Annotated in this window: 18 protein-coding genes and 2 pseudogenes; 9 read left to right on the plus strand and 11 right to left on the minus strand. The window is 50.3% G+C overall.

All coding sequences use genetic code 11. The annotated features are described in order from the left end of the window. Positions 1-195: 195 nt before the first annotated feature. From F0Q32_RS09995 to F0Q32_RS10005, 5 genes and pseudogenes are all read right to left on the minus strand, one after another. On the minus strand, positions 196-2,697 hold the full coding sequence (locus F0Q32_RS09995; protein WP_255475253.1) for a DEAD/DEAH box helicase family protein: 2,502 nt from the start codon (positions 2,695-2,697) through the stop codon (positions 196-198). Beyond that, positions 2,682-3,422 (minus strand): type I restriction endonuclease, encoded by a 741-nt coding sequence (locus tag F0Q32_RS26505; protein ID WP_255475254.1) that lies wholly within the window; start codon positions 3,420-3,422, stop codon positions 2,682-2,684. The genes F0Q32_RS09995 and F0Q32_RS26505 overlap by 16 nt, the downstream gene beginning before the upstream one ends. 9 nt (positions 3,423-3,431) lie before the next feature. After that, positions 3,432-4,178: pseudogene (locus F0Q32_RS26510) on the minus strand (restriction endonuclease subunit S); the annotation flags it as partial. Between the two features lie 77 nt (positions 4,179-4,255). Continuing rightward, entirely contained in the window at positions 4,256-4,672 is a 417-nt protein-coding gene (locus F0Q32_RS26515; RefSeq protein WP_255475256.1) for a restriction endonuclease subunit S, read from the minus strand. Position 4,673: 1 nt separating this feature from the next. Beyond that, positions 4,674-7,265: a type I restriction-modification system subunit M gene (locus tag F0Q32_RS10005; protein WP_149462937.1), complete on the minus strand. Its 2,592-nt coding sequence runs from the start codon at positions 7,263-7,265 to the stop codon at positions 4,674-4,676. Between the two features lie 130 nt (positions 7,266-7,395). On the opposite strand from F0Q32_RS10005, the pseudogene F0Q32_RS10010 reads away from it, so the two are divergent. Further along, positions 7,396-7,708 (plus strand): annotated as a pseudogene (locus F0Q32_RS10010) (VOC family protein); the annotation flags it as partial. A 741-nt stretch (positions 7,709-8,449) separates the two neighbouring features. On the opposite strand, the gene F0Q32_RS10015 reads toward F0Q32_RS10010, so the two are convergent. The 5 genes from F0Q32_RS10015 to trpS all read right to left on the minus strand — a co-directional run bounded on the left by F0Q32_RS10015 (position 8,450) and on the right by trpS (position 16,838). Beyond that, a complete protein-coding gene (locus F0Q32_RS10015) occupies positions 8,450-9,322 on the minus strand; it encodes a phosphorothioated DNA-binding restriction endonuclease (protein WP_149462938.1) in 873 nt (290 codons plus the stop codon). A 96-nt stretch (positions 9,323-9,418) separates the two neighbouring features. Next, entirely contained in the window at positions 9,419-12,559 is a 3,141-nt protein-coding gene (locus F0Q32_RS10020; protein ID WP_149462939.1) for a helicase-related protein, read from the minus strand. Then, positions 12,549-14,354 (minus strand): phospholipase D family protein, encoded by a 1,806-nt coding sequence (locus tag F0Q32_RS10025; RefSeq protein ID WP_149462940.1) that lies wholly within the window; start codon positions 14,352-14,354, stop codon positions 12,549-12,551. Before F0Q32_RS10025 ends, F0Q32_RS10020 begins: the two co-directional genes overlap by 11 nt. Then, positions 14,341-15,591 (minus strand): DUF6361 family protein, encoded by a 1,251-nt coding sequence (locus tag F0Q32_RS10030; protein ID WP_370516874.1) that lies wholly within the window; start codon positions 15,589-15,591, stop codon positions 14,341-14,343. Before F0Q32_RS10030 ends, F0Q32_RS10025 begins: the two co-directional genes overlap by 14 nt. Positions 15,592-15,833: 242 nt before the next feature. Beyond that, the gene (trpS, locus tag F0Q32_RS10035; protein WP_149462942.1) at positions 15,834-16,838 is read right to left on the minus strand and encodes a tryptophan--tRNA ligase; all 1,005 of its coding nucleotides are present in this window, start codon (positions 16,836-16,838) and stop codon (positions 15,834-15,836) included. A gap of 356 nt (positions 16,839-17,194) precedes the next feature. Between trpS and F0Q32_RS10040 the strand changes: the two genes are divergently transcribed. Beyond that, positions 17,195-17,554, plus strand: a complete 360-nt coding sequence (locus F0Q32_RS10040; RefSeq protein WP_113858162.1) for a YebF family protein — start codon at positions 17,195-17,197, stop codon at positions 17,552-17,554. On the opposite strand, the gene F0Q32_RS10045 is transcribed toward F0Q32_RS10040, so the two are convergent. Further along, on the minus strand, positions 17,536-18,963 hold the full coding sequence (locus tag F0Q32_RS10045) for a PLP-dependent aminotransferase family protein (RefSeq protein ID WP_149462943.1): 1,428 nt from the start codon (positions 18,961-18,963) through the stop codon (positions 17,536-17,538). The two genes, F0Q32_RS10040 and F0Q32_RS10045, sit on opposite strands and share 19 nt — an antisense overlap. Before the next feature lie 177 nt (positions 18,964-19,140). Here F0Q32_RS10045 and F0Q32_RS10050 point away from each other — a divergent pair, with 177 nt between their 5' ends. The 7 genes from F0Q32_RS10050 (at position 19,141) to F0Q32_RS10080 (ending at position 26,354) form a co-directional block, all read left to right on the plus strand. Then, positions 19,141-19,305 (plus strand): DUF1127 domain-containing protein, encoded by a 165-nt coding sequence (locus tag F0Q32_RS10050; protein ID WP_113858164.1) that lies wholly within the window; start codon positions 19,141-19,143, stop codon positions 19,303-19,305. Between the two features lie 247 nt (positions 19,306-19,552). Beyond that, the gene (locus tag F0Q32_RS10055) at positions 19,553-20,020 is read left to right on the plus strand and encodes a MarR family winged helix-turn-helix transcriptional regulator (protein ID WP_149462944.1); all 468 of its coding nucleotides are present in this window, start codon (positions 19,553-19,555) and stop codon (positions 20,018-20,020) included. A gap of 4 nt (positions 20,021-20,024) precedes the next feature. Continuing rightward, positions 20,025-21,092, plus strand: a complete 1,068-nt coding sequence (locus tag F0Q32_RS10060; protein ID WP_149462945.1) for an HlyD family secretion protein — start codon at positions 20,025-20,027, stop codon at positions 21,090-21,092. After that, positions 21,082-22,143 carry a DUF2955 domain-containing protein gene (locus F0Q32_RS10065; protein ID WP_149462946.1) on the plus strand — a complete coding sequence of 354 codons (1,062 nt, stop codon included), beginning with the start codon at positions 21,082-21,084 and terminating at the stop codon, positions 22,141-22,143. The genes F0Q32_RS10060 and F0Q32_RS10065 overlap by 11 nt, the downstream gene beginning before the upstream one ends. 75 nt (positions 22,144-22,218) lie before the next feature. Further along, positions 22,219-23,889, plus strand: coding sequence for a hypothetical protein (locus F0Q32_RS10070; RefSeq protein WP_149462947.1), 1,671 nt, complete (start codon positions 22,219-22,221; stop codon positions 23,887-23,889). Between the two features lie 231 nt (positions 23,890-24,120). Continuing rightward, on the plus strand, positions 24,121-25,281 hold the full coding sequence (locus F0Q32_RS10075; protein WP_149462948.1) for a hypothetical protein: 1,161 nt from the start codon (positions 24,121-24,123) through the stop codon (positions 25,279-25,281). Beyond that, on the plus strand, positions 25,281-26,354 hold the full coding sequence (locus tag F0Q32_RS10080) for a glycoside hydrolase family 105 protein (protein ID WP_149463204.1): 1,074 nt from the start codon (positions 25,281-25,283) through the stop codon (positions 26,352-26,354). Before F0Q32_RS10075 ends, F0Q32_RS10080 begins: the two co-directional genes overlap by 1 nt. The last annotated feature ends 61 nt before the right edge of the window (positions 26,355-26,415 follow it).

Genomic DNA, 26,415 nt, shown 5'->3' on the forward strand with positions numbered 1-26,415 from the left:
AACGCCTGTTTTTGTATAGACAGGCGTTGCTGTATCCACCATCAGACACTTGCAGGGGAAAAAAGGTAGGTTCAGATCTGAAAGGTAGATTTAACCAGAATATTACCAATCAATTTTATTGAGTTCATGATGCAGTACCTCTGAAATAAGAACACTCAGCATAAATGTGGCAAGACTTATGCTGAGTGAATCACATCAAATCACATCACCAACAATATCTGTGTCACTTAAAAAATCATTTTTTTGTGCAAAAATAAACTGTTTTAAAAACTGTTCAATGCGTATATTCAACTTAAATAAAGGTATGCTTACGCCATCTTGTTTTTCAAAATAGATTTTTGCTTTTGCCTTATCTACCGATTCTTTTAATGCGTCGAAGCGACCAAAATCGTTTAGGTTTTTCGCATTAACACTATCAACCATTAATGCTATGAGCAGTTCTTTATCTAAACCAAGAGCATTAACAACGGCGTTTATTTGCGCATTTTCAGCGTTATCTTTGTAGATGTTGATGTAGTCTCTGAAAGTATGGCCTTCAACTAGCTGCGCATCGCCGCGCTGCAAGTCGTGCAAGAAGAGTTTGGCGTATTTTTGCTCAATTTGGGTGAGCGTTGCAAACGACTTGTGCAGTTCATTTAATGTGGATTCAATGCTTGCAGGATCCTGGTGTTTGTTTAGCTCTTTTAAATATTTATCGAATCGGCTATTCATATAGTCGGCATCGATTTTGCCGGTATCTATTTCAGTTAAATAACCACTGATATCAAAAGGCACATCGCCACCACCTGCACCATCGTGCTCACCTTTGGCTGTTAATTCTTTATAGCGCAGGACTAGACTCAGGTAAGTTTGTTCGTCTATAGACCGCGTTACTTCATGTTCTGCATTATTTTCAGTAAAGGAATAGACCGACTGTTCCCAATGGAAGCCTTGTACTTTAGCCGCTTCCAGGTGCTGGCTAAAGGTATTAAACAACTTGGCAAATTGGGCACAGGCTTCTATATCGTCTGGCAGTTTTTCAAAATTCTCCACACCAGCGGTAACAAACAGCTCGGTAATGTCAGCTAATAATTCATTTATGGCTTTAAGATTGCTTTCTAACTTATCAACAAACAAGCCGATAGGCTTATCGCCGGAATAGAGTTTTACCGCAGCATTAATGTGCTGCTCCATTGTATGTGGGTAGCGGTAATAACGGATGATGCCGTGGGGTTTGTCGGGACCAAACAAGCGATTGGTGCGTGAGAACGCTTGAATTATATTTTGATATTTTATTACCTTGTCTAAATACAAAGTATTAAGCCATTTAGAATCAAAACCAGTGAGCATTTGATCCACTACAATCAATAAATCTAATTGCTTTGAAGGCTCGGTATGAATGCGTTCGTAAGGTTTTTTATGAGCAAGGCGTGCCGCTAAATCTTTTTTAAAAGCGGCGTGACGGGCAAAATCAAAATCGTGGCCATAACGCTTATTGTAGTCACTCATAATTTCATCCAGCCCATCGCCTTTAAAAGTTGGGCCTCGGTCACCACTACCGTCGTTATCAATATTTGGGTCAAATAAGGCTGAGATTTTTAGCTCAGGTTTGGCCGCTTTTAAACGCCGGTAATAGTCAATCGCTTCAGCGATGCTATTTGTGGCTAAAATCGCGTGAAATTTATTGCCTTGGCTGAGTACATCCCATTTATCTAAAATGTCACTGACGACTTTTTCCTGGTGGGTAGCCGTTAAATATTGGCTTTTAGGTATATAGTCTTCAATGCCTTTATGGTATTTGCCTGTGGCATCTTTATAGCCAGCCATGGGTACGTCATTTAAAAAGTGATTAAACTTTTTCTTTTTAGCGGAATCCGCCATCGCATCAGAAACCGAATTAGCCTTAGCTTGTTCTAATGCAACTTCTTTCCTTAGATCACTATCTCTAAAAGTAGGTACTTTGTAAGGATCAAAGCCCAAAACGTTACCATCACGTATACCATCTGCTATGCTATAGCGATGCAACTCGTTACCAAATACATCAGCGGTAGTATTGCTATTGATTTTATTTTCATCGTGAATCGGCGTGCCGGTAAAACCAAAAAAGAGTGCCTTAGGGAATGTTTTTTTAATGCTTACCAGCATGCCTAGTTTATTTTCTTTGCCTCCACTCATCGTTGAGCGATGTGCTTCATCAATAATAAATACCAAGCGCTTAGCACGGATGTTTTCTATATCAGCTGAATTTGTTGCTGTTCCCTCATCATCAGCTTCTTCAAAAATATTACTCATTTTTTGAATGGAACTAACAATTAACGTATCGGAAGTTGCACTGCTTTTTAATTTGGTAATGAGTACATGAGTATTCTCTGTAGCTTGAACGGTTTCACCATCGCTAGCAAAATTGCGATACTCCGTCAGAGATTGGGTACCCAGCTCAATCCTGTCCATTAAAAAAATCACTTTATCGGCATCTTTCGATTGTGCAATTAACTGTGCCGATTTGAAACTGGTCATGGTTTTTCCCGAACCGGTAGTATGCCACACATAACCCCCGAGACGATCAGGGTTATTAGCGCTACCCAGCTGTTGCCAGTTGGTTTTGGCTACTTTGTCTGATATCGCATTGGCGGCGTAATACTGATAACTGCGCATTACCTTAAGTACGCCGTCGGTATCGTCGGCGACGGTATAAAAACCAATTAACTGATGTGCCATAGGAATAGAAAGCAAGTAGACGCGATGTCTTTCCAGTAGTTCATGGGTTCGTTATTAAAATCGGCCCAGTTAAACTGATAATCGGGGTTAAATTTGCCGTCTAGTCCGGGGTTGGCAAAGTATTTAGTCTCGTTTGGCTCCATAGCTACAAACACCTGGATGAGCGAAAATAGGCCGTTAAACAAGCCTTCTGTACTGTACTTTTCAATTTGGTTTACGGCCTGGCTAACCGGAATACCGCTGCGCTTTAGCTCCACATGGATCACCGGCATACCGTTAATCAGCAGCAGCACATCACCTCGTCTGTCGTTACGTAAAGGACTGCCACGTTCAAATTTTGGCTGTTGTACAATTTGATAACGGCTTTGTCCTGCGGCGATTTCCTGGCGATCGTATATCTTTAAGCTGACTTCTTTTCCCATATGCAAGGTATCGGCTGGGTTATCGCGCTTAATCGCCACGGTTTTACCGTTAATTAAACCATTTAGCTTGAGCGGGGTTTTAAGTTCTTTGATTTGCTCAATAATTTGCTGCATTTCAGTCGCGGTAAGCGGGACATCGTTTAAGCGATCCCGCTGCCGATTGTTTTCAAATAAAATGTTTGCCCAGTTTTGCAGTAAATCGGCTTCGGTTGTGTTTTTGAGTATCTCCGGCTCCCAACCTTTGTTGGTGAGCACCTCAATAAAGGCCTGCTCAAATTGCGCTTCGTTTTTGAAGGTGATCATGTGCACTCCTTATACATACATTTTGCTCAAGCAAGCCTGCTTGATGTTATTGAGCTGGGTAATTTGCTGTTGATGGTGTTTGATCAGCGTTTCGAGCTTTTGGAAGTAGTTGCCTATTTTTTCTTGTTCAGAAAGCTCAGGAATGCTAATTTTTATATCCATAACTTTCGTTTTTGAAATATTGTAACGGGATATACCTTGAGCCAAAAATACAATCTTGTTTCTAAATGAATTTGAGCGTAACAGGTATGCTATGTAATAGTTATCAAGTTTTTGTATTGGTCTGTAACCAAAACAAAAACTATTTAGGTATACATTTTTAATTTCGCTCATCCAAACAGAGGACATTCCGACTTCTTCAGGCGTCTCTGAGGACGTAGTAAAAAAAACGTCACCTTTCTTGACTTCGTTTTGATTTTTATCGAACTCTATCGGTTCAACTGAATTTTCATTTGAAATTGCATTTGAAAATACATTCAGGTATGTAACAAATCGAGCTTGTCCGTGCCCAAAATCATCTTTAGTTTTACCTGACAGGCCCGTATATGTGGCACCAATCTCTCCCAACGTCTTCTCCTTCCACTCCTCACTAAATCCTTTAAAGCGGATTTCTGGAATTTTTTCTCCTTGCTTGGGGAACATTTTGTCCAGCATGCTTTTTTTAATATTGCTGAGTTTGTCATGCTTTTGTTGGTGCTGAATGATTAGGCTATCGAGCTTTTGGAAGTAGTTGCCGATAACGATTTGCTCTTCTGACTTCGGTAAAAATACGAATAGATTTTTTAACGAATCGATCCCAATATTTCTTTGGGAACCAGTATTTATATCTAACTCTATTTTTTTTGAGTATTATCCGTCTGAAAGCAATAGAACAAAAATTTACCATAAGAGGTATTGTTTGTCTTTATAATTGCACAGGAGTAAGAAATTAGAAAATCAATTTTCGTTTCGACATAACGTACAGAACCAACTGAAGCATAACGAGCAAACAATATATCGCCATATTCAGGTTTTATTTTTTTTGATAAGAGCTCGTAATCCTCAATGGATATTAACTTGGCATTTTTAAAATCAAGGCCGTTAATGCCGCAGAAGTCTCCCGTCATAAGGTAGGGAATGCCCGTTGTTTTAGATTCAGGCATGCGATGATCTATATCACCAATGAGGCAGAGGCTTCCCAAACATCTACCATTCCACTCCTCACCAAAGTCATTAAACCGAATCTCAGGCACCTTTTTATCCATACTCATCTTATTCACCCTTCAATAAGCTGGTGAGTTCAGCCAAACCCTGCATATCAAACTCATTGCCAGTGAGCTCGCCCATCATTTCCGCCAGTTCTTGCTCGGTGGTTTTTATCTCACGGGAGACTTGCGAATATGTGATGGCGTATTTATCAGCAAGAGCTTGTACTTGGCTCGTAAGTTGGCCAATCACTGCGTTTGGCAAGGCAGCCAGCTCCATACTTAATGGCGCAATCCATTTAAGGTGCAGCAGGTTGTTCACTTGCTCATCAGTTAATGTTTCGATGGTCGTTTTGGTTTTCAAGTGCAGGGCAGCGGCGGCATCTTTAACCGTTTTTTTCAGGGATTTATCTTCATCGATTAATTTGTTCGCACGAATGATTTTGGCTTCATAGCTTTCTTCTGCGAATTTAACTTTGCTGTCTTTTTGTTCTTTCAGAAACGCCTTGGCGGCTTTGCCTACTTCGGCATTCGCAAAGCCGTCTTTGTTTTCTTTGACCGTATCTTGTTCTTTTTCTTCTTCGGTCAGGGATTCTAAAATTTCTTCCAGCGTGCTGGCGATTTCAGCCAGGCGGGTTTCTTTATCTGCCAGGGCTTTTAAGTCATCACTTAAGTAAGTTTTCTGCACTAAATCAAAGGGCAGTATATGGCCTTTCCAGCCGTCTTGTACTTCGGTGTCCTGGCCGTTTTTTTTCTTTATAACAATATTGGGATCAACTTGTTTGGTGGCGGCAAAGCCTTCGGTTTGCATCATTTCTAAATCGGTGCTGATGAGTTGCCATTGGCTGTTTAAATATTGATAAGCTTGGTATTTGTCGATTAAGGCAATGGGGGCTAAGCGAGAAAATAGCTCGGCACTTAATACCGCCTCTTGCTGGTTGCGCTGTACGCTTTGCCAGTTTTGTATTAACTCGGTGTTTAGGTGGTCATCAAAGCCATTAAAGGCCTGGTTGTAGGCGCTGATAAACTCTAACACTTGCGGGTGCCCGCTAATGCGGGAGTTGACGTCTTGTTTGTCAATGGCCAGCTCACTGTAAGCGGTGGATTTAGGTTTAAACAGACCACCGTGCAATTGCGGAAACGCTTGCCAAAAATGGTGTAGCTCGGCAATTTCGCTATTAGGAATACTGCCGAGCATGGTGGCGTGTAAATCCCAGCTTTCTGCCGCCGCTGAAGAATCCACATAGCGTGGTATGTTGAGATTGTAACCATTGTCGCGCAGGGTTTCTTTGCTCACCAGTTGCGAGAACTTGTCGATACTCTCTCGGTTAATCACCGCATCAGTAATGCGCTTGATATCACTGGCTTGCAGTTTGTTGTTTTTGCCTTCTTTCATAAAGTGTTTGGAGGCATCGACCACCAATACATCGGTGTTTTGGCGTTTTTGCTTGAGTATCAAAATCACCGTAGGAATGCCGGTGCCAAAAAAGATATTGGCCGGTAAACCAATAATGGCATCAATATGATTCTGTTCAATCAGTTGCTTGCGAATTTCACCTTCTTCACCACCACGGAACAAAACACCATGAGGTAGCACGATAGCCATAATGCCATCGGGCTTTAGGTGATAGAGGTCGTGCAGTAAAAAAGCAAAATCCGCTTTGGTTTTAGGTGCCAGGCCAAACCGTGAATAGCGTGGATCGCTATCTTTAAAGCTGGGGTCCCAGTTTTGTGAGTAAGGAGGGTTGGACACCACGGCATCGACATGTAAGGCGTAGTACGAGCCTTGAGGATCACTGTCATCAAAATACGGCCAATCCTCTTCCAGGGTGTCGCCATTACGGGTTTTAATGTTGCTGGCTTTAATACCGCGCATGATGAGGTTCATACGGGTTAGGTTGTAGGTATTGGCTTTTAACTCTTGGGCGTAATAGGTGATGCAGTCTTTATTTTTCGCGTATTTCTCGAACGCCTCACCGATATTGATCAGCAACGAACCAGAACCGGAAGTAGGGTCGTAAATTTTGATAGTATCTTTGTGTTTTAACTCATGGGCGATGATGTTCGACATCAATACAGAAACTTCATGAGGCGTATAAAATTCACCGGCTTTTTTACCGGCATTGGCGGCAAATTTTTCTATCAGGTATTCGTAAATGTAACCCAGTACGTCATACCCGTGATTGCCGTTCATCGGGATGCTTTTGATCAGGTGTAGTAAGTCGCTGATGGCTTTGGTGCGTTTGCCCGCACTTTCACCCAGTTTGCTTAAACCTGTTTCTAAGGTAGTAAAAATACCGTCAAACAGTTTTTTGTAAGTTGGCGAAATCAAACGGCTAAAGGCCGAGAGCGCATCACGTACGTTAGATTCATTAAATTCGGATGCTGGATCAATCCATGTAGAAAACAGATTATCATAGGCAATAAAGTAGCCTAGGTTGCTTTGTACGTATTCAACGGTGTCGGCGTCTTCTTCACTCAGGGCTTTGATGTCTTCGGGCGTCATCCCCTGTCTAGTGACAAACTGCACCAACTGGTCGCTTAGGTACTTGTAGAAGATAAAGCCGAGTATGTAGTCTTTGTATTCGTTGGCTTCAATTTTGGACCGCATCTGGTTGGCAGATTCCCAGATTTTAGCTGCAAGCTGTTGTTTATTCACTGTAAATCCTGTTAAAAGCAATTCTTTTTCGATAAGATCTATTTTAAGGTGTCGATTGTACGTTTGATAAGAGCTTCTTGCTAGCGGCAAGGCTTTTACGAACCTGTGTCAGTGAGCAGTACGAAGTCTCGATATCGGTGCTTACCTTACCTGTGGTGACCTTTGGCTCCGTCTGTCTTATGACGTATCCCGTAACCCTGCAGGAAAGTGACTATACCCGCTACGCATTCCGCATCGCGCCAGAAGATTTTGAACCGTTCTCGTATAAGCTGAAACAGGCGGGTGTGACGGTCTGGAAAGACAATAAAAGCGAAGGGCAATCTTTCTATTTTCTTGACCCGGATGGACACAAGCTGGAGCTACACTTGGGAGATTTAGCGTCGCGATTGAATCAATGCCGGAAGAAACCCTACACCGGAATGCGTTTCGGACCTGGAAAATAATCACGCAACTTTGTGATCTTCCACGCAGTATTCAATTTTATGTCCCATTCTGGGGGCAAATCCCCAAACTAAAATCTCACAACCCATTAATTTTCAATTGTTTAAAAGAAAAGGCGAGTCCGGCCTTCGCACCATATAGTATGCAAGATAAGTCGCTTAGGGCGGCTTTTTTTGTGTCTGAAATCCAGTATCCTCAAGGCTTCCTCGCTTTTTTACTCAACCTAAGTCAACCTGATTTAATCTATATCAACTTACTGATGCGGTTATAACTGCGGGTATATCGCGGTTCGATAATGTTTGTATCCACACATAACCCTTGAAAGGATACTCATCACGGCTCTGAAATATGTGAAGGTTCGTTTGGTAAAGCCTGAAGCAAAAGCCTATAAGCTGACTAACGCTTTCGTTATCGTTTTGGCCTGGAACTGATTAAATGCTCGGAACTAAAACGGGTCTATTTACAATTGCATCGATGAACTGAGCCGCTAGTTCTTTGCGCCTGAAAAAATCATACTTTACAATAATAAGCTGACTATATTGGCTGAATCACCAGCCGATTTCAGAAGACTGTTTTTCCAGAGCATCGCCAATGATTACAGGAAAACCCTCCATCCGGAATCTCTGCGGTGAAATTCAGAAATTATTTTAATAATACCTTCCGGAAGTCTCCTGTTTCATCATATTAAATTCTATGTCAACAGGACGGCGCGGCTTTATGGCCTTTTAACGCTCGATTTCACATTACCCCTTAAACACCTCCCGCCGGTGCCATTCTACAAATCCTTCCTGCGGATACAGTGCTTTCGTTTGTGGTAATGAAATCGCTTTCCCCTGAAAATCCCAGAATAGCCTTCCGACAATACCACTTCCGTTGACGGCTTCGGAAACCTGGAGCCGCATATTCTCATCCAAACCAATTGAACCTTTATCAAAAGCTTTATGGTGGATCGCGCAAAGAGCCAGCCCATTGGGAATATCGCAGGGGCCCCCATACTGTTTCCATTTGATATGCGCGGCTTCCAGGGCAACCGACGCGTTGTCGTGCCGCATATTGAACCCGCAGATAGCGCATTCATAGTTGTAGGCCCGTAGCACTTGTTGCCGGAATAAAGGATCGCGCTGTTTACGAATTTGCAGGATATTAAATCCTAACTCATCGGCGAGCTCCTCCTGGATGCTTTCAGTAAAGTGTGTTTCAAGGATTTGCTGAGCCACGGAATCAATTAAGTTTTTACTCTTTATCAACAGAGAATAATGTTGCTCGTCAAAACCGCCAGCAACATTATGTTCAAGCAATTCCCTTGCCGGAGGTTGTCTGCTGCTCCCTGACGTGGAACAGTGCTCTGCATTTTGCAGCTCCCAAAATCCATCGCCCTGCAAACGCCAGAAGGGCAAATCAGGCCGATACTGAGCGCGTTGTGGTCCGAATCGCTCAAGCAGAACGTGCAGATTATCCCGGATCTCTGTGCCGTAATTAAACAGCCGCCCATGACCGTTTTGATAACCCGCCAGCACATATAACAGCAGCAATGGCTTGTGAGGGGCTCGCTGCTCACCTTTACGCCAGATGGTGATGTTAGTAACTGCCTGTTGGAGGGTTTTAATGGAAGCCATTGATTTCACTATCAGGTAAATAATTCCGATAATGCTCGCAAATTTAAACCTGATCAAGGAAGGCGGGTTATACCTTCCTATAACCCTGCCCCTCCATCACACCTTCGGCGGCTCCAGCGAAATCATCATCCTGCTAACCTCCTTCTCAGTTAACTCACTATTCTGCTGAATACAAAATAACAAATCCTCCTGCCGCGGCTGGCCAAAGGCAAGCCGGTAGAGCGCCAGTTCTTGCTTTAGTTGCCTAAACTTTTTGCTCTCTCGACTATATGGCAGCATCGGCACGCGCCGTTCTACATGCGCGCTGCCGTTTTCAAATATCCAGTAAGGGATCAATTCGGACTGCGCAGGAGGACGGTCACTGGCCGCCTTCGCAAAAAGCGCCTTCCACGGATCCTGAACTGGCATCGCGGCCTGTAGCCCTCGTAACCCATAGAATTCAGCAATGTTTTTTCTGACCGCATGCCCCTTATAACGATGTACGCGACCTTCACGTTGTTCCATATCAACCGGGTTCGACGGTAAATTCCAGTGCATGACCGCGTGGCACCATGAATGAAAATCCAGCCCCTCCTGGCCTATAGACGTCGAGGCCAGCACAAATGGGCGGAAGGGCGAGTTAAAGGCATCTTTAACTACTTCCGCGCGCGCATTGCCGGACGAATCGTCGTTTTTGATGTCCCCGTAGCGTAAGGCGAAGCGGCAGCGGGTGCTGAATTTATCCAGCTCATAGCCGCCGGTTCTGGTTCTGAATTGATCGATATGCATTTGCGCGGTACGCAGTGACAATACCGATTGCATACACTCTGCAATCGCCGTTGCCTGTTCGGTCAGTACGCACTGCTGGAGGCCCAGAGATTCCAGTAAAACATGCGTATATTCGTCCAGTACAGCCTGCAAATTACCGTCAAGAGCGTACTGGAGCGTTAAGCGCCAGTATCTGTTATCGCCCGCGCCGCGCAGCAGTGAAATGGTTTCCGGGAGGTTGAACAGGGTGCGGAACCCGGAAGCAATCGTAAAGGCGGCAGAAAAAAGCGCTGCTGGAATCGACTCAGGCTCGGCATTTAAACGATTAAGTGCGCGAAGGGCACAGGTACCTGGTGCGGCCAGAGCGAGGTCGCAGAGCACATCGGTCAGATCTTTCGGGCGTGGGCCAAGGTCAAGTTTACCCGCGGCGGCCTGGCGGTAAAGAGCAAGATGATCCTGAAATGACTCGCTCATCTCGCCGTCGCCCGCGCGGGCTGACCAGTCTGCGTTGTGCGAGAGCCAGCCCTGATACTGCGCATCGTTATCCAGTTGCGCCAGCGCCGCCCAGTACCAGCGTTCGTCTGCTCGCGAACCCCGTTTACCCGTTCCCAGTGGACGCAGCAGAGATTCACACCGGTTCCTGACGATGGCCCGCATTTTCCGGGTGGTAAGTGGTTTTCCTCCCGCCTCAAGGGCGAGCGCGAGTGGGTCGATAACCCCTGCAAGCGTCGGGGAAGGGAGCATCCAGGCGAGCACTGGCATACCGGTTAAACGTGCGTCACCGGATGGTGCGCTAAAACGCAGCAGTTGCGCCGTTTTTGTGGTGAGTTTGCTGTGTGGGATCCTGTCGCTATCAACCATGCGCCTTTCTGCTTCGTAAGAGCAAACGGCGGCAATAGCGTCGGGCACTGCGCTCCAGCGCGTAAATACCAACGCTTTGGTCAGGTTCTGTTTGCCTTTGTAGAGGCCGGCAGGCTGTGTGTAAGGCAGAGAAGGTGGCATCCACAACAGTTGCCACATTTCCTTGTTAAGGGTGTCTTCAAACAGCATGCGCATTCTGGGATTCGCGGCGTCGAGTGGTTTATAACCCTCAAATTTTTCCTTTGTCAGCCACTGTTTTTTAGCGTTTTTCAGTGCGTTCAGGAGTGGTTCGGCTGGTGCGCCAATCGTTTTATCCAGCTTGTTCCGGAGATCGTACGATTTAAGAAAATTAAGCAGATAAGGCGCAGACTTCCAGTATTCAATCGGGTCAGCCGCGTTCACGCTTTGTGCCACGGCATCAAGGGTCGCAGCATGTTGCAAATCTGCAACGGTAAGCGGGGTGGTGCGTACATCTTCGAACGTCATCGCATTAAGGTTGCGAGTAGTGGCGACCCTTTCAGTGCGACACATCACCCTGAGTAATGCATTCTCCAGCTGGCTCTTTTCGCTGATGCGCATTCCTTTGCCCTGCAAAGAGGCACGGATATCCAGCAATTGCTGTTCTATTTCTGCAACTTTCTGTGCATCGTTGAAGAGAAAATTCAGGGTAGCGATAAAGTCTTTGTAGTGGTTTTCCTCCTCGCTTTCCTGGTCCGTTGTGTACATTTTATAGGGCGTTGCCGACAGCAGAAGTACGCGAACTTCGGGGTGCTCAAAGAGCGCTTTGGCTAAAAGCGCGGCGTCATCGTCACCGTTCAGCAGCGATTTAAAGCGCTGAAACTCATCTAAAATAACCAGGTCCGGATCGAGCGCAGAGAGGCAAACCGAAGCAAGTTTGTTACGCAGTTTGCCGATTAAATCATAGCGATAGCGCGAATCCTCTTCACTGATTTTGCCCGAGTAAAAGCGAGCGCAGCAGGATTTGAGTTGCGCGTAAAGATCGCGGTCATTCATCACCTCCCGGCGAAAGGCCCTGGAGAGGTCAGCATCCAGTTGGCTGGTGTTGAGAGACTTGATGTCTCTTTCCCAGCCGTCATTACCAGCAGTAGCCTGTAGTAACCTGTACAATCCGTCTCGAAGCTCTACTCTCCGCTCTCCCTGAGCCAGCGGAAGCGCATGCAGCATATGATAAAGAATGGTGCGTTCCCGCATCTGCCCGCCACGGCTGAGGGTATGATCAAAGGTGGTGCCAGGCGTCAGGCTAATAAAGTTGAGCTTATTGGACCGCAGGCTACGCACAATCTGCGGAAGAAGCGTCAGGCGGGTGGCCAGCGCAACGCCATGGTGATCGCCGCCATTAAGGCGCTTGATATTTTGCGTCGCGATGGTGGTATTGGAACAGATATAGATGATATCAATGCGATCTGTTTTCTGGCGCAGGTGTTCAATGGTTTTAGCAATGACCCCACGCGCCACCATCGTTTTCCCGAGCCCAACTTCATCAGCAACAAGAAAGCGGGATTGTCGATTCTCACCATAAAATTGCTCAAAAACATATTCTACGGTTTTTCTCTGGAAATCTTTCAGCCCCTCAAGCGGTGAGGGCGTACTGTCCTTTTTAGCGTCCATGATGCTTGTCCATCGCTGATTCAAAAACGGCCCATAGACTTAAAAAATCCTCGGGGACGATGTCGTGAGTGTGATTTTTCAAGCCGTCGACCAGTGCGGCAATGTCTTTTAAACGTTCTGGCGTGCGGCTATAAAGACGTGTGAGTTCTTCCAGCAGGGGCGTCTCGTCTTTGCGCGCCAGTGAATGCAGTACGTTTTTGCTCGTGGCGCGCCCTTCGTTTATCAACACCGCAAGATGCTCAGTGCCTAGCAGCATGTATAAGTAACGTAAAAAATCTTCCTGCTTATTGATAATGGTCTGCAAAATCATTGCATTGCGATCGTCTGGCATGTTCTCTACGGGCAGATTCAGGACAAACTGCGCGTTTACGTTGGGATGCCGGGTATGCAGTTCAAAGGCTATCAGGCCCGTCAGCGCAAACGCGGAGAACTCGCCCAGCAACAGGCCTTGAGTTGTTCCCTCTGCCGGAAGTGAGCAGGCGAAAGTAGGGGCGACGGTAATCGGCCAGACGCGAGCATCCTTGATGCCTGGTAATGGTGGGATTTTTCCGCACAGATAGAGCGCCCAGGTCTCTTTCGACTGACCCGGACCACAACGGAGCGAGAGCGCGGCCTGGGCTAGCTGCAGTCGGGCATCTTCGATTGCCTTCTCGGCCTCGATGCGCAGCGTGTCGCTCTCTGCTTCCAGGCTTTTATCATATTCCACCAGGTAATTACCGAAACCTTCCTGACTCAGCATGCTCTCTATTGAGCCAGTTTTGCTTTTACGGCCCTTAAGCGAGACTAAAATTTCATAATTTTTGCCCTTACACAGGGCGGCGTGAGTCGCGTTTGCGGAACCGAGTACCAGCTCGCAATCCCAACCGCTTTCAAACAGATACGCTTTAGCATGCAGGCCGGAGGCGGTAATGATGGGGTCACTGGACGGTGCATCCGGTTCTTCTGGCTCGGCGGCTTCATCCAGATGCAGCACGTTATCGAATTGCGCGAGCGTTTCATCACGCAATGTCAGCAAGGTTTCCGGTCGAGAGATAAGCACGCGATGGGTGCTTTTATCCGGCACGATATATTGCAACGCATCATCAGAACAAAATGGCGAAATAATCGCGATACGCGAAGCCTGCGGGGGCTGCCATTTATAATCGGCGATGCCCGGCAGATAAAATTTCAGCGTGTCATAGCCCGGTGGTAAATCCCATTCAACGCACCTTAATTCATCAGCAAAGCGAATGGCTTGCTGATGGCGTGCCGCATCCATTTTACTCGCCGCCAATCCAGGGAGGTGGTTAAACAGATACTGAAGCGGTTGATTACCATTGACTTTCCCTGCCGTTAGTATGCCTTCCAGCTGCAAAGAGAGATCCCAGGAAGAATCCGTCGTTAGGTTACGGCTGAGGATCACCAGACGGTACATCACGGTATTGTCTGACGGAGCAACGTAACGAATCGCCCAAACTTTGGGATGAAACACGCCGCCTTTCGGCGCGTTCGCTTCAACGATCATCTTCTCCAGTAAACCGAGTAAAGGGCTGGCGCTGTGCGTAGCTGGCACCTGGACTCTGCCTTGTTGCACGTACACAGTGATTCTGTCCGCGTAGCGGCGTATGGCTTCAAAGCAGGCAAAGGGATCGGTGGCCTGCTGGCTGTCGCTGGCCATCAGTGCCAGATAAACCGGCGCCTGAAGTAAAAATGTTGGGTCCAGAGAGAAGGTTGTAGCGATCGCTTCATCAAAAACCATGCCCGGCGGTGGTGTTAACGCCGAGGTGTAGAGGTTGCGATTATCAGGATTCAACATCGTCTTGCGCCCCCATTCCGACCCACAGGTCCCTCAACAGGATTCTGGCGTTGTTCCAGCGATAAATGAGTCTGCTGGTTCCTGCATGGCCACCCCATTGATCCAGTGCGCGCGGATTGGTAAAGCGTGAGCGCACGCCTTTAAGTTCCATTTCGCGTTGTTGAATCAACTTACGTCCGTCGCCGGCTATCAGGGAGTCTGGCGAATGCTGAATCTGCTGGACGAGCCTCTCAATGAATAGACGAGTCCTGAAGGTGATCGTATGCCCGGGTTTTTCTACCTGTTGCCAAAACGCCGGGATATCCCAGCTGTGAATGTCATCCATAGGCACACTTGCTTTCCACTGCGCATATCGTTGCTGATAGGCGTCAATCAGTGAGGGATTGTTCTTTTTCTCAGCCAATTGAAGGTTGTAGGAGAGCGCTGATACGTGAACAATTTCTGAGAAAAGACGGGCATGATGCAATAATTCTTTGATTTCAGGAGGGCATCTCAGCAAATCGGGATGTTCCCAGGGCTGGCTGACATCCACCGTGTTGCTATTGAGAGCCAGCCAGGCGAGCAGGCTTCCCTCGCAGTTCAACTGAATTTGATCGCAAATGAAAAGAGCCTCTTCACGCGTAAGGGAAAAAGATGAAATCTCAGGAAAGTCCGCAGGTGCAGAGGGCAGGCCAGGGTGCCAGAAATCGACCGATTTCCACATGTCAAAATCGACATCGTCGCCGCGATCCCTTTCGTGACGTTCTTTACGCGCGATTCGCTGACGCTGCTGGTAAAACTCATCTATTCGCTGGTGATAACTTTCCTGAGAAGTCTCTCCCTTGCGGATCCCCCAGCGGCCCAGTCCGGCCCAGTAAACAGCGCTGGGAAGTCTTTTCAGGTTATTGCCTGAATGTTTCCCAAAAGCACCAGAAGTGTCTTCAGAGGTCCGCAAATAAGCCAGCAGTTTTCTTTCCAGCAGATCGGCCTGACGGGAAAAATTTTTCGCCGGAACGCGTTTTTCTTCGAGGCTCTGATAAAGCCAGGGCACAAACAGCATGTAGCGCAGGCGTGTCTGGATGGTACTGGTACCGGGAAAGAGCTGGTCGGCGATGCTATCGCGAATCGCGCCAATCCCCAGTTCATCGCGGCTCTCTTTTTCCCTGAAGAGCGCGAGTAATCGCATTGTTGCTTCCTGAGCACGCGAGTCATGGTCAAGCCAGGCAAGAACAGAGGCCAAGAGAAACTCCTTTTTCAAAATCCTTTATGTAAATGCAGGAAAGGGGAGAGCTTTTATTGAATATACTCCGACGCTATAATCTTTTAAATACAATTGGTTAATTCATTTTCTGTATTATTAATGAGGTCCGTTGTATCCATGTAGCAAATGCGCTTTTAAGGGCGCGTGAAGCTCTCCAGAATATTTACCTATTCTCATTAGCGACAACGTCCAGATGTCTCGGGCATGTCGCTAACCTACGTCTATTCAATGGGTAATTTTCAACCCAGCATCGGCAATCCCAACCCGCGTTTTACCTCATCAAGCGTTGCCTGCGTGACGTCATGCGCTCGCTCACTTCCTTCACGCAATATCGCCATCAGCGCGCCTTTATCCTGAATAAACGTGTTCCGCCGCTCGCGCATCGGTGCAATCAACTCCTGTAAACAGGTTTCCAGTTCGTTCTTGCAAACGCGATCGCCGAGCCCGCCCTGTTGATAGTGCGCTTTCATCGCTGCGACTTTCGCCGTGTCAGGATGAAACGCATCCAGATAAGTAAAGACCACATTCCCCTCCACACAGCCCGGATCGCTTACCCGGAGGTGGTTCGGGTCGGTGTACATTGCGCAAACGGCCTTGTGAATTTCTTCCTCACTGGCGGAAAGGGTTAACGTATTGCCGAGCGACTTCGACATCTTGGCGTTACCGTCGATACCCGGCAGGCGGCTGGTCTGGCTAAGCATCGCCTGGCAGTGGTGCAGCACCGGGGTGCTCAGCAGGCTATTCATCTTGTGGACGATCTCATTGGTCTGCTCAATCATTGGCAACTGATCATCGCCTACCGGCACCAGCCCAGCCTTAAAAGCGGTAATGTCCGCCGCCTGGCTAATGGGGTAGACCATAAATCCAACAGGCAACGAACGGGCGAATCCTTTCTGGGCAATCTCATTTTTGACCGTTGGGTTACGCTCAACGCGCGCAACGGTGACAATGTTCATATACAGCACGGTCAGTTCCGACAGCGCGGGCAGGGTGGATTGCAGGCAAATAGTGGTGAGGTGAGGGTCGATACCTGCGGCCAGATAGTCGGCCAGCACTTCAGGAATATTATCGTGAATTTTCTGCGGGTTACTGCCGTTATCCGTTAGCCCCTGAAGGTCGGCAATTAGCACGAACTGTTGATGGTCGTGCTGCAATGCCACGCGCTGGCGCAGCGAACCGACGTAATGGCCCAAATGCAGCGGGCCGGTTGGACGGTCACCTGTGAGGATCGTAGGTTTGTTCATGTGAAGCTCCTTGGCTTAATCAGCCGAAAGGCGCCCCTGAAATGATATAGCCGCCTTTCGGCGGCTATAAAAAATGGGATGAGAGTATCCGTGCCGCCTTTAGAAAGGCAGCCACCAACGAGTGTGACGTGAGGTGGAGATGACGGTACGGTTCATGGCTTCATCCTGTCACTATCCATCATGAAGGTCAATATGTTGTATCTCTCCGATGCCATTCGTAGCCGCTGCATCATCTTGCTGAGCCCTGAAGGGTAACCTTACTCAACAATACATAAGCCGCGATGAACTTGAGAAAAAGCGCCCTATCATAACCAGCATGATTGGATGGTTATTTGCTGCGTTTCAGGAACAAGCTGATGAGAAAAGCACTGCGTAATACTCTCCGGGTTCCGATTCTGCTGGCCCTCTCGGTGGGCGTTTTATTCCTCCTGCTTCCCATTCAGGAGAGCGAATCGGCGACGGAGTGCCGTCGTAGCCTGACCCGGCAGGCAAAAAATCTGGTGCAGGAAGATTATCTGAAGAGTCGTTTTCCCTACTGGCAGATTGAAAAGAAAATGCTGGGCACGCTGACGCCCAACTTAAGCTTTGGCAAAGTGACGATTGAAGACGACGCTTACCACGTGCCGTTCACCGCCGTGGGGCCCGACGCCACACTTGTGCGCGTCGGGATTATCGATTGTGAGCTTCAGGAGATTGATTACGCGTTCGCGTCCTGATCCATCGCCCGATGCACGGCTTCACCGAGTTGTTCCATCACCTGCCGATGTTTCTCGGTGGTGGGCAGTGCGCAGTTGATGCGCAGGCAGTTGCGGTATTTTCCTGAAGCGGAAAACAGCGAACCCGGCGCCACCTGAATCTTCAGGCGGCACAGCTGTTTGGCGACGCACACCATATCCACCACTTCCGGTAGCTCCACCCACAGCATATAGCCGCCGAGCGGGCGGGTAACGCATATGCCACAGGGAAAATACTGACGCAGCCAGCAGGTGTAGGTTTCCATATTGTTCTGATAAATCTGGCGCATGCGCCGGACGTGGCGGTGATAGTGACCCTCGCGCACAAAGGTGGCTACCGCAAGCTGTGTGGCGGGTGGGGTGGTGCCGCTTGATGCGTATTTCATGTGCATCACTCGGTCACGATAGCGGCCCGGCACAATCCAGCCAACCCGCAAACCCGGTGCCACGGTTTTGGTAAATGAGCTGCACAGCACCACGCGGCCATCAATATCGAACGAATGAATGGTGCGCGGGCGCGGGTACTCCATTGCCAGTTCACCGTAAATATCATCTTCAAAAATCACAATATCGTGGCGCTGCGCCAGCGCCAGCACCGCGCGTTTACGCGCCTCCGGCATGATAAATCCAAGCGGGTTATTGCAGTTGGGTACCAGAATCACGCCCTTAATCGGCCACTGTTCCAGCGCCAGTTCCAGCGCTTCGATGCTGATACCACTTTCGGGATCGGTCGGGATTTCAATCGCTTTAATACCAAAGCCGCGTAGCAACTGCATGGTGCCGTAAAAAGTCGGCGATTCCACGGCGACGATATCGCCAGGTTTACACACCGCCAACAGGGCAATCGACAGCCCGCTGTGACACCCGCTGGTAATGACCACATCGTCGGCGTTCACGGTAGACCCGCCATCAAGCATCAAACGGGCCACCTGTTCGCGTAGCTCGCGTCGCCCCGCCAGCTCATCGTAGCTCAGAATTTCCGTCGGATGGTGCTGCACCACGCGGCTCATCTCGCGCCACAGCGGTTTCAGGCTGGGCTGGGTGACATCCGGCGAACCACCGCCAAAGAGAATAACCTCTTTATCGCGACGCGCATCGAGCATCTCAAGCACCTGATCCCACTGGGTAACCTCCACCGGGCGCTGCACCGGGCGGCTCATCGCCGGCACCGGGGGCTGCGCTTTACGCGACGCCACGAAATAGCCCGAGCGCGGCTGTGGCGTGATAAGCCGCAGCGTTTCCAGCGTCTGGTACGCCTGCTGAACGGTACTGATGCTGACGCCGTGTTCCTGACTCAACGTACGCACCGAGGGCAGCTTTTCGCCTGCGCGATACAGCCCCTGTTCAATACGTTCCGCCAGAAGATTCGCCAGATGTTGATAACGCGTCATGCTGTATTCCTCAGAGCCGCCATACAGATCGCAGGACCAGTACAGATGAAGATGAAAACTGCCATGCAGATCTCTTTTTAGACCATCTGTATGTTAAAGAAAAGTTATTTGTGAATCTGTATTGCTTAGGTGCTTTTTGGCGAAGATAAAGCCTCTGGCAACGCGTGGAGGTGCGATATGGAATTTTACGAAAACCGTTCGAAAAGGCCGTTTATCGGGCTGGTGTGGCTGTGGCAGGCGCTAAGAAAATGGTACGACCGCGAGCGCACACGCCGCGTCCTCGACCGGATGACCGATGCGCAGCTGAAAGATGTCGGGCTGAGCAGGGATGATTATCGGTGAGGATATCACCCCTCACCCCGGCCCTCTCCCGCAGGGAGAGGGAGAAAACCAGCTCAGTTCTGTAAGACACGCACAATCCATCCCCTCTCCCTTGAGGGAGAGGGTCAGGGTGAGGGGGAAAACCCCGCACCATCCCGCCAACCATCCCACCACTATTTTTCACATTCAATGCTATCCATTCCGCCGTTTCTTGATACTTACCATGATAAGTATTATCTTCCTCAAGGTAATCACTGAGGAGTTCGCCATGACTGAAGATGAATTGTTTGCCCGCAGGCCGATGGGGATGCGGATGGCGATGGTTGTTCGCCAGTGGCGGGGCATCATCGATCGGGCGATCACCGACACCGGGTTAACACAATCGAGCTGGACAGTGCTGATGCAGCTTCAGCAACTGGGCGACAATGTGTCGGTCAGCGAACTGGCGGAAGTGCAGGGCATTGAACTGCCGCCGCTGATGCGCACGCTGACGCTGCTGGAACAGCAAGGTTACCTGCTACGCACGGTGTCGCCGTATGACAAGCGCATTCGTCTGCTGACGCTCACGCCGGAAGGTCAGGCGGTGCTGCAACGGCTGACGCGGGTTATTGAGGATTTACAGGCCCGCGTGTCCGAAAACATCCCGCCGGAACAGATCGCTCTGTTCAGCGAAACCCTGAATCACATTGCCTGCAATTTGCGGATGCTCCGCGAAGAAAATAATAAAACCGAATAACACCATGATGACGCCAGAACAGAAATTTGCCCGCTGGGTAAGGGTCAGTATTGCCTCTTTCCTGCTTATGTTTGTCTATTTTATCATCGCCGATATCTGGATACCGCTCACGCCGGATTCCACGGTGATGCGCGTGGTGACGCCGACGTCGTCGCGCGTCTCCGGCTATGTTGCGCAGGTGTATGTGCACAACAACAGCCAGGTGAAGAAAGGCGACCTGTTGTATGAACTCGACCCGACGCCGTTTGTTAATAAGGTGGAAGCCGCGCAGATTGCGCTCGAACAGGCGAAACTGAGCAACCAGCAGTTGGATGCGCAGATCGTCGCCGCGCAGGCCAATCTGAAAACCGCGCAGTTCACCGCCCGCAACGATCGCGTGACCTACGAGCGTTACCAGCGTTTAAGCACGATGCAGAACGTTTCGCAGTCGGATCTCGATAAGGTGCGTACCACCTGGCAGACCAGCGAACAGTCGGTGAGCGCGCTTAACGCGTCCATCCATAATCTGCAAATTCAGCGTGGTGAGCGCGATAATCATCGCAACGTCACCATCCAGAAATACCAGAATGCGCTGGAAGAGGCGCAGCTTAATCTTGGCTGGACGAAAATTCGCGCCGAAGAAGATGGCACGGTGAGTAACCTGCAATTAAGCCCTGGACTGTATGCCAGCGCCGGGACGGCGGTAATGGCGGTCGTGAACGATCATACCGACATCGTCGCCGATTTCCGCGAAAAAAGCCTGCGTCACACCAAAACCGGCACCGATGCAGCCGTGGTATTTGATGCGCTACCCGGCAAAGTCTTTAGTGCCAAAGTGACCAGCAGCGACGCCGGGATCTTAGCCGGTCAGGAAGCGGTAAACGGCCAGCTTTCTCAGCCAGATACTTCCACGCGTTGGGTGCGAGATGCCCAGCGTATGCGCATTCACGTGGCGCTGGATGAACCGCTTGCGCAAACACTGCCGACCGGGGCGCGCGCCACCGTTCAGCTCTATAACAGCGATGGACCGTTCGCCCGCTTTTTCTCCGGGGCGCAAATCCATCTTGTGAGCCTGTTGCACTATGTCTATTAAAACGCTCGCGCAGGTCTTCACGCCGCACGGCAATATCGTCTACACGGCGAATGATTTTCGCCAGACGCTGCGCACCGTGTTCACCGGCATGACGGCGCTGAGCATCTCCACTTTCTTCGATACCCAGTACGGCGTGTTCTTTGTCGTCTTCCCCATTTTGCTGGTGTCGCTTGTTCCGGTCTTCAACGGCCATATCGCACGGCAGTTTTTGCTCAGTGCGGTGCTGAACTGCATCGAAATGGTCATTATCGTCGGCTATCTGATTGAATGGCCGTTGATTATGACCATTGTCGTTTTCGGCATGTATGTGATGCGTTTCCGTTTTATGAGCAAGGGGCCGCTGTTCCTGTTTGGCTCGATGGGCGTGGTATGCCAGAGCGTCATGCTCAATTTTATGAGCTACCCAACCACCAACTGGCACACACTGCTGTTCTCCAATATGGAAGCCAGCGTCATGGCGGTGGCGCTGAGTGCCCTGTTCCACTATCTCATTCCTGATGTTGAACCGCGTAAGCTGCCGCCGCTGATTGAAAAAGACGCCGCGCGCGTGCGCCATGAATCGCTGCTGTCAGGCACCGTGGCAACGATGCTGTTTATCGTCTTTCAGATAAGCGATTTACAGGATTCATTGTCGGCGCTGATGGCGGGGATCTTAATCCTCTTCCCGATGCACTATCGTGGCTCGGTGGTCAGTTCCCTGTGGCGCGTGGTCGGCGTGGTGCTGTCGTGTCTGTATATTCTGGTAGTGCAACTGATTTTGTACGATCACAGCAGCCACATGATTCTGATGATGCCGCTGATTGGGCTGGGTCTGGCATTCAGCGCGCGAATGCACGTGATGGAAAAAGTGGGTGCAGGCGTCGGTTTCGCCAGCATTACCACCATCGGCATCATGTTCGGTCAAAACCTTCAGCCGGACCAGGATCTGGTCTTCAGTGACATGTACCGTGTTACGTCTGTTACCGTTTCGTTATTGGGAACGCTAACAATGGTGTTTCTGGTGCACCGAATTTTGAACTGCTTCCAGGCAACGCGTTTTATTGTGAAGTAGCGCACTTCCGGTCCCAGACGCGTGGTCGCGTTTGTGCGTAGAATAGCTCCCCCCCGCAATGGATGGAGAAGGACGATGTGGCAAACGCGCGCGCTGGAACTCAATAACCAGGAGTTCTGGAACTGGGATAAAGCCTGTGAATTAGTGAAGTGGGCCATCAATCACGATTTCAATACGGTGATTGTCGGCCAGGCCAATTTGTTCGACAAACTGGTCTCGCCAAAAGGCTTTACGCCGCATCAGTACAATGATGGTCTCTCCAGCCATCAGCGCGCCCGCTGTGTTTACCTCAACCGGCTGGCCGGTTTTTGCCAGCAGCACGGCCTGAAATTTTACCTGCAGGCGAAAGAGTTTAGCTTCCCCGTTGACCTGCTGGCGGCGCATCCTGAACTGCTGAACAAAAACGGCGGCGTACATTTCGACGCGGAGTTCTGGTGTCGTTATCTGGCGGACAAAATGACGCTGCTGTGCCAGCGTATTCCGCTGATGAGTGGCCTGCAGGTGGCGCTCTCGAATACAGACGGTCTGCTGCCTATCTCGCGGCCTAACTGGGAGCTAACCGGGCACGACGATCCTTCCCCTCATATCGATCCGCGTAGCTTATCGCTTTACAGTCAGTGTTTTAGCGCGATGGCACGGGCGGTGATGCGCGAAGGCAAGCATCTGGTGCTGCGTGCGTTTCCGGCGGGCAATCACGATATCAGCAACGTTCTGGAAGCGATCAGCACATTACCGGAAGCCGTTTCAGTCTCGATTAAAATCACCCCGGAGCGTTTCTGGCCTAATTTTCCCAATAACCCGGCGCTGCAAGCGGTACAAAACCGCGACGTGTGGGTCGATCTCGATCTGGTCGGTGAAGAAGTGGGGTGGGGGATTTTCCCGTTTCCGCGCATCGACGAGTTGCAGGGGCGTTTGTTGTGGTGCCGGGGGAATCCGGCAATTCGCGGCGCGGTGTGCAAAGCCAGCTGGGAAGGCGTGGATAACCACTGGATCATGGGCACGTTGAGTGAGTGCAACCTGGTCGCCTGTAGTCAGTTGCTGGCCCATCCTGAAAAAGCAGTAACCCGCACCTCGCTGATGATGCATTGGCTGGATGAATGTTACGGCTGGCGTCCGGACGACGAGACGTTCACTGAATTTCAAACGCTGTTAGAGCAGGCCGGGCAGGTACTCTACCGCGCCATTTATGTACGCGACCACGTTTTCCATCGCCACAGCCAGGTGCCGGAAAGCTACGGGCAGGGCGTCTGGAGCCTTTATGGCCAGCTCAACCGTAACCACTGGCTGCCGGGCTCTGAGCGTGATATCGCCTTCAGTCCCCATGATGTCGCGACCGCCGGGCGTAATTTATCGTTGATTGCCAAAGAAAAAGATGAAGCCTGGCAGGAGGCGCAAACGCTACAGGCTGAGGCGCTCAGTTTTGTGCAGCGCGCAGCATTCCCCCACGCCCTGGCCCGGCGCTGGCAGGAGGAATGGCAAGGGTTTGCGCTTTACTGTCAGTTGTTTATGCATGCGCAGAAAGCCTTTTTTACTCTGCATTATGCCACGGTGGTGGAGAATAACTGGAGCATGCGCGAGATTTGCCAGGTGAATATTCAGGAGCTCTACCGCTGCGCCGTTGAAATGGACACATTTTGTGCGAAGCATCCCGATGCCTCGCCTGGCATGCACGTTATCTTTGACGCATCGCGCGTGCGGGCGCTGGCAGACAGCCTGCATCATCAACTGACTCAGCTAAAAGCGTGATTAAAATCACATCGAAAAACCACGGATCGCGGAATAAATGCGATCCGCACCGTTTTCACCCCCTACGGTAAATAGCAAAATGTGATGAAAGTCTCATTTCTCTCCCTGCTCATCGGTGGATTGTGAATCTCCGGGCAGATCCATAAAACCTCGCATTCACTCACATAGCCCCAACGCCTCTGAATCCTGATGATACGACGCAAACACAAGTGTAGTGAGTGAGGAGACAACATGAGGCTGGCAGCGGGTGACGCAGTAATGCGTTTTGCAGTTTCAGCGCCGCACAATGAGCGGTTTGCTGAGTTTTACACGGGTGAAACCCTTGATGCGTCAACAGGATACGTGGTGGCGGAGGATGCCGGGCCGGAACAGACTTCATTCTGCCGCCGCGTATTTTGCGAGACCACCGCCCAGCGTGACGTGTCACTTTCCCGCGCGTTGCCTGCCAGCCACACCATCCAGGCGGACGAAAGCGGGATGGTCCACTTCTCGCTGTTTAAACCGATCGCCACGCACAGCCAGCGCTGGCTGTACGTTAACCTTCATGCTGATAAATCGGGTGAGTACGCTTTTCAACTGGCGACGTGCGGTGGCATGCGTATCTGGGTTAACGGTGCAGAAGCCGCCCGATTCACGCCTTTTACCCGCAACAGGCTGCAAATTTGCCAGGTTAACCTGCCGCTCCAGCAGGGGAAGAACGCGTTGTTTATTCATCTTGAAGAACTCTGCGAGCGTAGAACGCAGTTTGTGCTGCGCATGATTTATCAGGGCCAGGCACCGCTCGACGCGCGGCTGGCTGAAGAGAATGATGCGCTGCCGTTGTATCAACGCCCTGGCGCAGAACGACACGAGGATGAAGGGCGTGCGCTGCTTACACGGCTCAAGCAGGGGAAGGCAGACGAGCAGGCGCAATCTCTGCTGGTGCGTCTGTTACAGCGTGTCAGCGCCCGGGAAGAGGGCTCAAGCTCTGCGCTTATTTCGCTGCTGTGGGTCTGGCATGACTATCACGGTGAAATTTTTTCGCCTGTGCTGTGGCGCCGCGTACGCTCGGCGATAGTAGGTTATCGCTACTGGTTTGATGAACTGGGCAACGACGTCATGTGGTTTACCAGTGCAAACAATGCCTTAAGCTTTCACACCGCGCAGTATCTCGCCGGGCAGATGTTCCGCGATGAACGCTTCACCGCCTCTGGTCGCGATGGGCGTGAACAGCAGGACATCGCCGCGCAGCGCCTGGCGTACTGGTCGGTGAACGTTGCCCCGCAGGACGGCGCCGCTCCCAGCCTGCTCGCGTTGTCGCAACTTGCGGATGACGCGGGGCTTCGCGCTCGCGCGCAGCGTCTGCTGACCAGCGATCTTTCTCTAACGTCCTCACACGCAGGAGCCGCATGATGCGCCACGCTGAATTACATCAAACTCTGGAACAGGTTGTGCAGGGATTCTGTCGCCTGAAAAATATCGGCGAAGTGAGCAGCGGTGAAGGGTTCGCCATCAACTTCGAAGAGTGGGAATGGGAGGTGGGGGTCGGCCTGTACGGCTTCTGGCAGTATGCGTTATCGCAGAATGATGCCGGGTTGCAGCAGTCGATTCTCGCCTGGTATGAAGGACAACTGGCGAAGGGTCTGCCTGCGGTACAAATCAACACCACCGCGCCGATGATTGCGCTCTCGCTGGTGGCCGGGCACACGGGCCGTGAGGATCTACTGAAAGTCGTTAATGACTGGGCGGATTCTCTGTTGCAAACGCTGCCCAAAACGGAGGAGGGCGGTTTTCAGCATGTCGTCAAAGAGCAGCCAAATACCGGGCATCTGTGGGATGACACACTGTTCATGACCTGTCTGTTCCTCGGCTCGGCGGGTGTGGTTCTTAAGCGCAACGATCTGATTGACGAAGCGTCGTATCAGTTTTTGCTGCATACCCGCTATCTCAGCGAACCCGCCAGCGGCCTGTGGTATCACGGCTGGACGTTCGTCGGTCAGCATCACTTCTCGGGCGCATTCTGGGCACGGGGTAATGCGTGGATCACCGTGGCCATCCCGGAATTCATCGCTCTGCTCGGCGACAGCCTGGACGCCAGCGTGAAGCGCTATCTCTCGCAGGTCGTGGCGCGGCAGGTGAAAACCCTGTGCCAGATGCAGGCTGAAAACGGCATGTGGCACACGCTGGTGGACGATCCGCTCTCGCCGCAAGAATCGTCCGCCACGGCGGGGATCGCCTATGGCATGCTACGCGGCGTGCGGATGGGGATTCTGGATGCTGACGTAGCCGGTTCGGCGCTACGAGCATGGGAAGCGTTGCGCGATCGCATTGATGAACGCGGGATCGTGCTGGAAGCATCGAAAGGGACGATGGTGGGGCCGGATCTACAATATTACTGTGATATCGAAATGGCCCCGGTACCGTACGCACAGGCGCTGATGATGCTGCTGTTGCTGGAGTTGCAGCAGGGGGAGTGGCTGGCGTAATTATACCGGATGGCGGCTACGGTGCGGTTTTTTGCCGGATGCGACTGCGTCTTATCCGGCC

Origin of the sequence: Pseudocitrobacter sp. 73, assembly GCF_008369545.1 — a bacterium.
GTDB classification, from domain to species: domain Bacteria; phylum Pseudomonadota; class Gammaproteobacteria; order Enterobacterales; family Enterobacteriaceae; genus Pseudocitrobacter; species Pseudocitrobacter vendiensis.

Excerpts from the sequence above, each read along its gene's own strand:
- F0Q32_RS09995 (WP_255475253.1), bottom strand. The coding sequence starts at position 2,697 with ATGGCACATCAGTTAATTGGTTTTTATACCGTCGCCGACGATACCGAC.
- F0Q32_RS26505 (WP_255475254.1), bottom strand. The coding sequence starts at position 3,422 with ATGATCACCTTCAAAAACGAAGCGCAATTTGAGCAGGCCTTTATTGAG.
- F0Q32_RS26515 (WP_255475256.1), bottom strand. The coding sequence starts at position 4,672 with ATGAGTATGGATAAAAAGGTGCCTGAGATTCGGTTTAATGACTTTGGT.
- F0Q32_RS10015 (WP_149462938.1), bottom strand. The coding sequence starts at position 9,322 with ATGGCTTCCATTAAAACCCTCCAACAGGCAGTTACTAACATCACCATC.
- F0Q32_RS10020 (WP_149462939.1), bottom strand. The coding sequence starts at position 12,559 with ATGGACGCTAAAAAGGACAGTACGCCCTCACCGCTTGAGGGGCTGAAA.
- F0Q32_RS10025 (WP_149462940.1), bottom strand. The coding sequence starts at position 14,354 with ATGTTGAATCCTGATAATCGCAACCTCTACACCTCGGCGTTAACACCA.
- trpS (WP_149462942.1), bottom strand. The coding sequence starts at position 16,838 with ATGAACAAACCTACGATCCTCACAGGTGACCGTCCAACCGGCCCGCTG.
- F0Q32_RS10040 (WP_113858162.1), top strand. The coding sequence starts at position 17,195 with ATGAGAAAAGCACTGCGTAATACTCTCCGGGTTCCGATTCTGCTGGCC.
- F0Q32_RS10045 (WP_149462943.1), bottom strand. The coding sequence starts at position 18,963 with ATGACGCGTTATCAACATCTGGCGAATCTTCTGGCGGAACGTATTGAA.
- F0Q32_RS10050 (WP_113858164.1), top strand. The coding sequence starts at position 19,141 with ATGGAATTTTACGAAAACCGTTCGAAAAGGCCGTTTATCGGGCTGGTG.
- F0Q32_RS10055 (WP_149462944.1), top strand. The coding sequence starts at position 19,553 with ATGACTGAAGATGAATTGTTTGCCCGCAGGCCGATGGGGATGCGGATG.
- F0Q32_RS10060 (WP_149462945.1), top strand. The coding sequence starts at position 20,025 with ATGATGACGCCAGAACAGAAATTTGCCCGCTGGGTAAGGGTCAGTATT.
- F0Q32_RS10065 (WP_149462946.1), top strand. The coding sequence starts at position 21,082 with ATGTCTATTAAAACGCTCGCGCAGGTCTTCACGCCGCACGGCAATATC.
- F0Q32_RS10070 (WP_149462947.1), top strand. The coding sequence starts at position 22,219 with ATGTGGCAAACGCGCGCGCTGGAACTCAATAACCAGGAGTTCTGGAAC.
- F0Q32_RS10075 (WP_149462948.1), top strand. The coding sequence starts at position 24,121 with ATGAGGCTGGCAGCGGGTGACGCAGTAATGCGTTTTGCAGTTTCAGCG.
- F0Q32_RS10080 (WP_149463204.1), top strand. The coding sequence starts at position 25,281 with ATGCGCCACGCTGAATTACATCAAACTCTGGAACAGGTTGTGCAGGGA.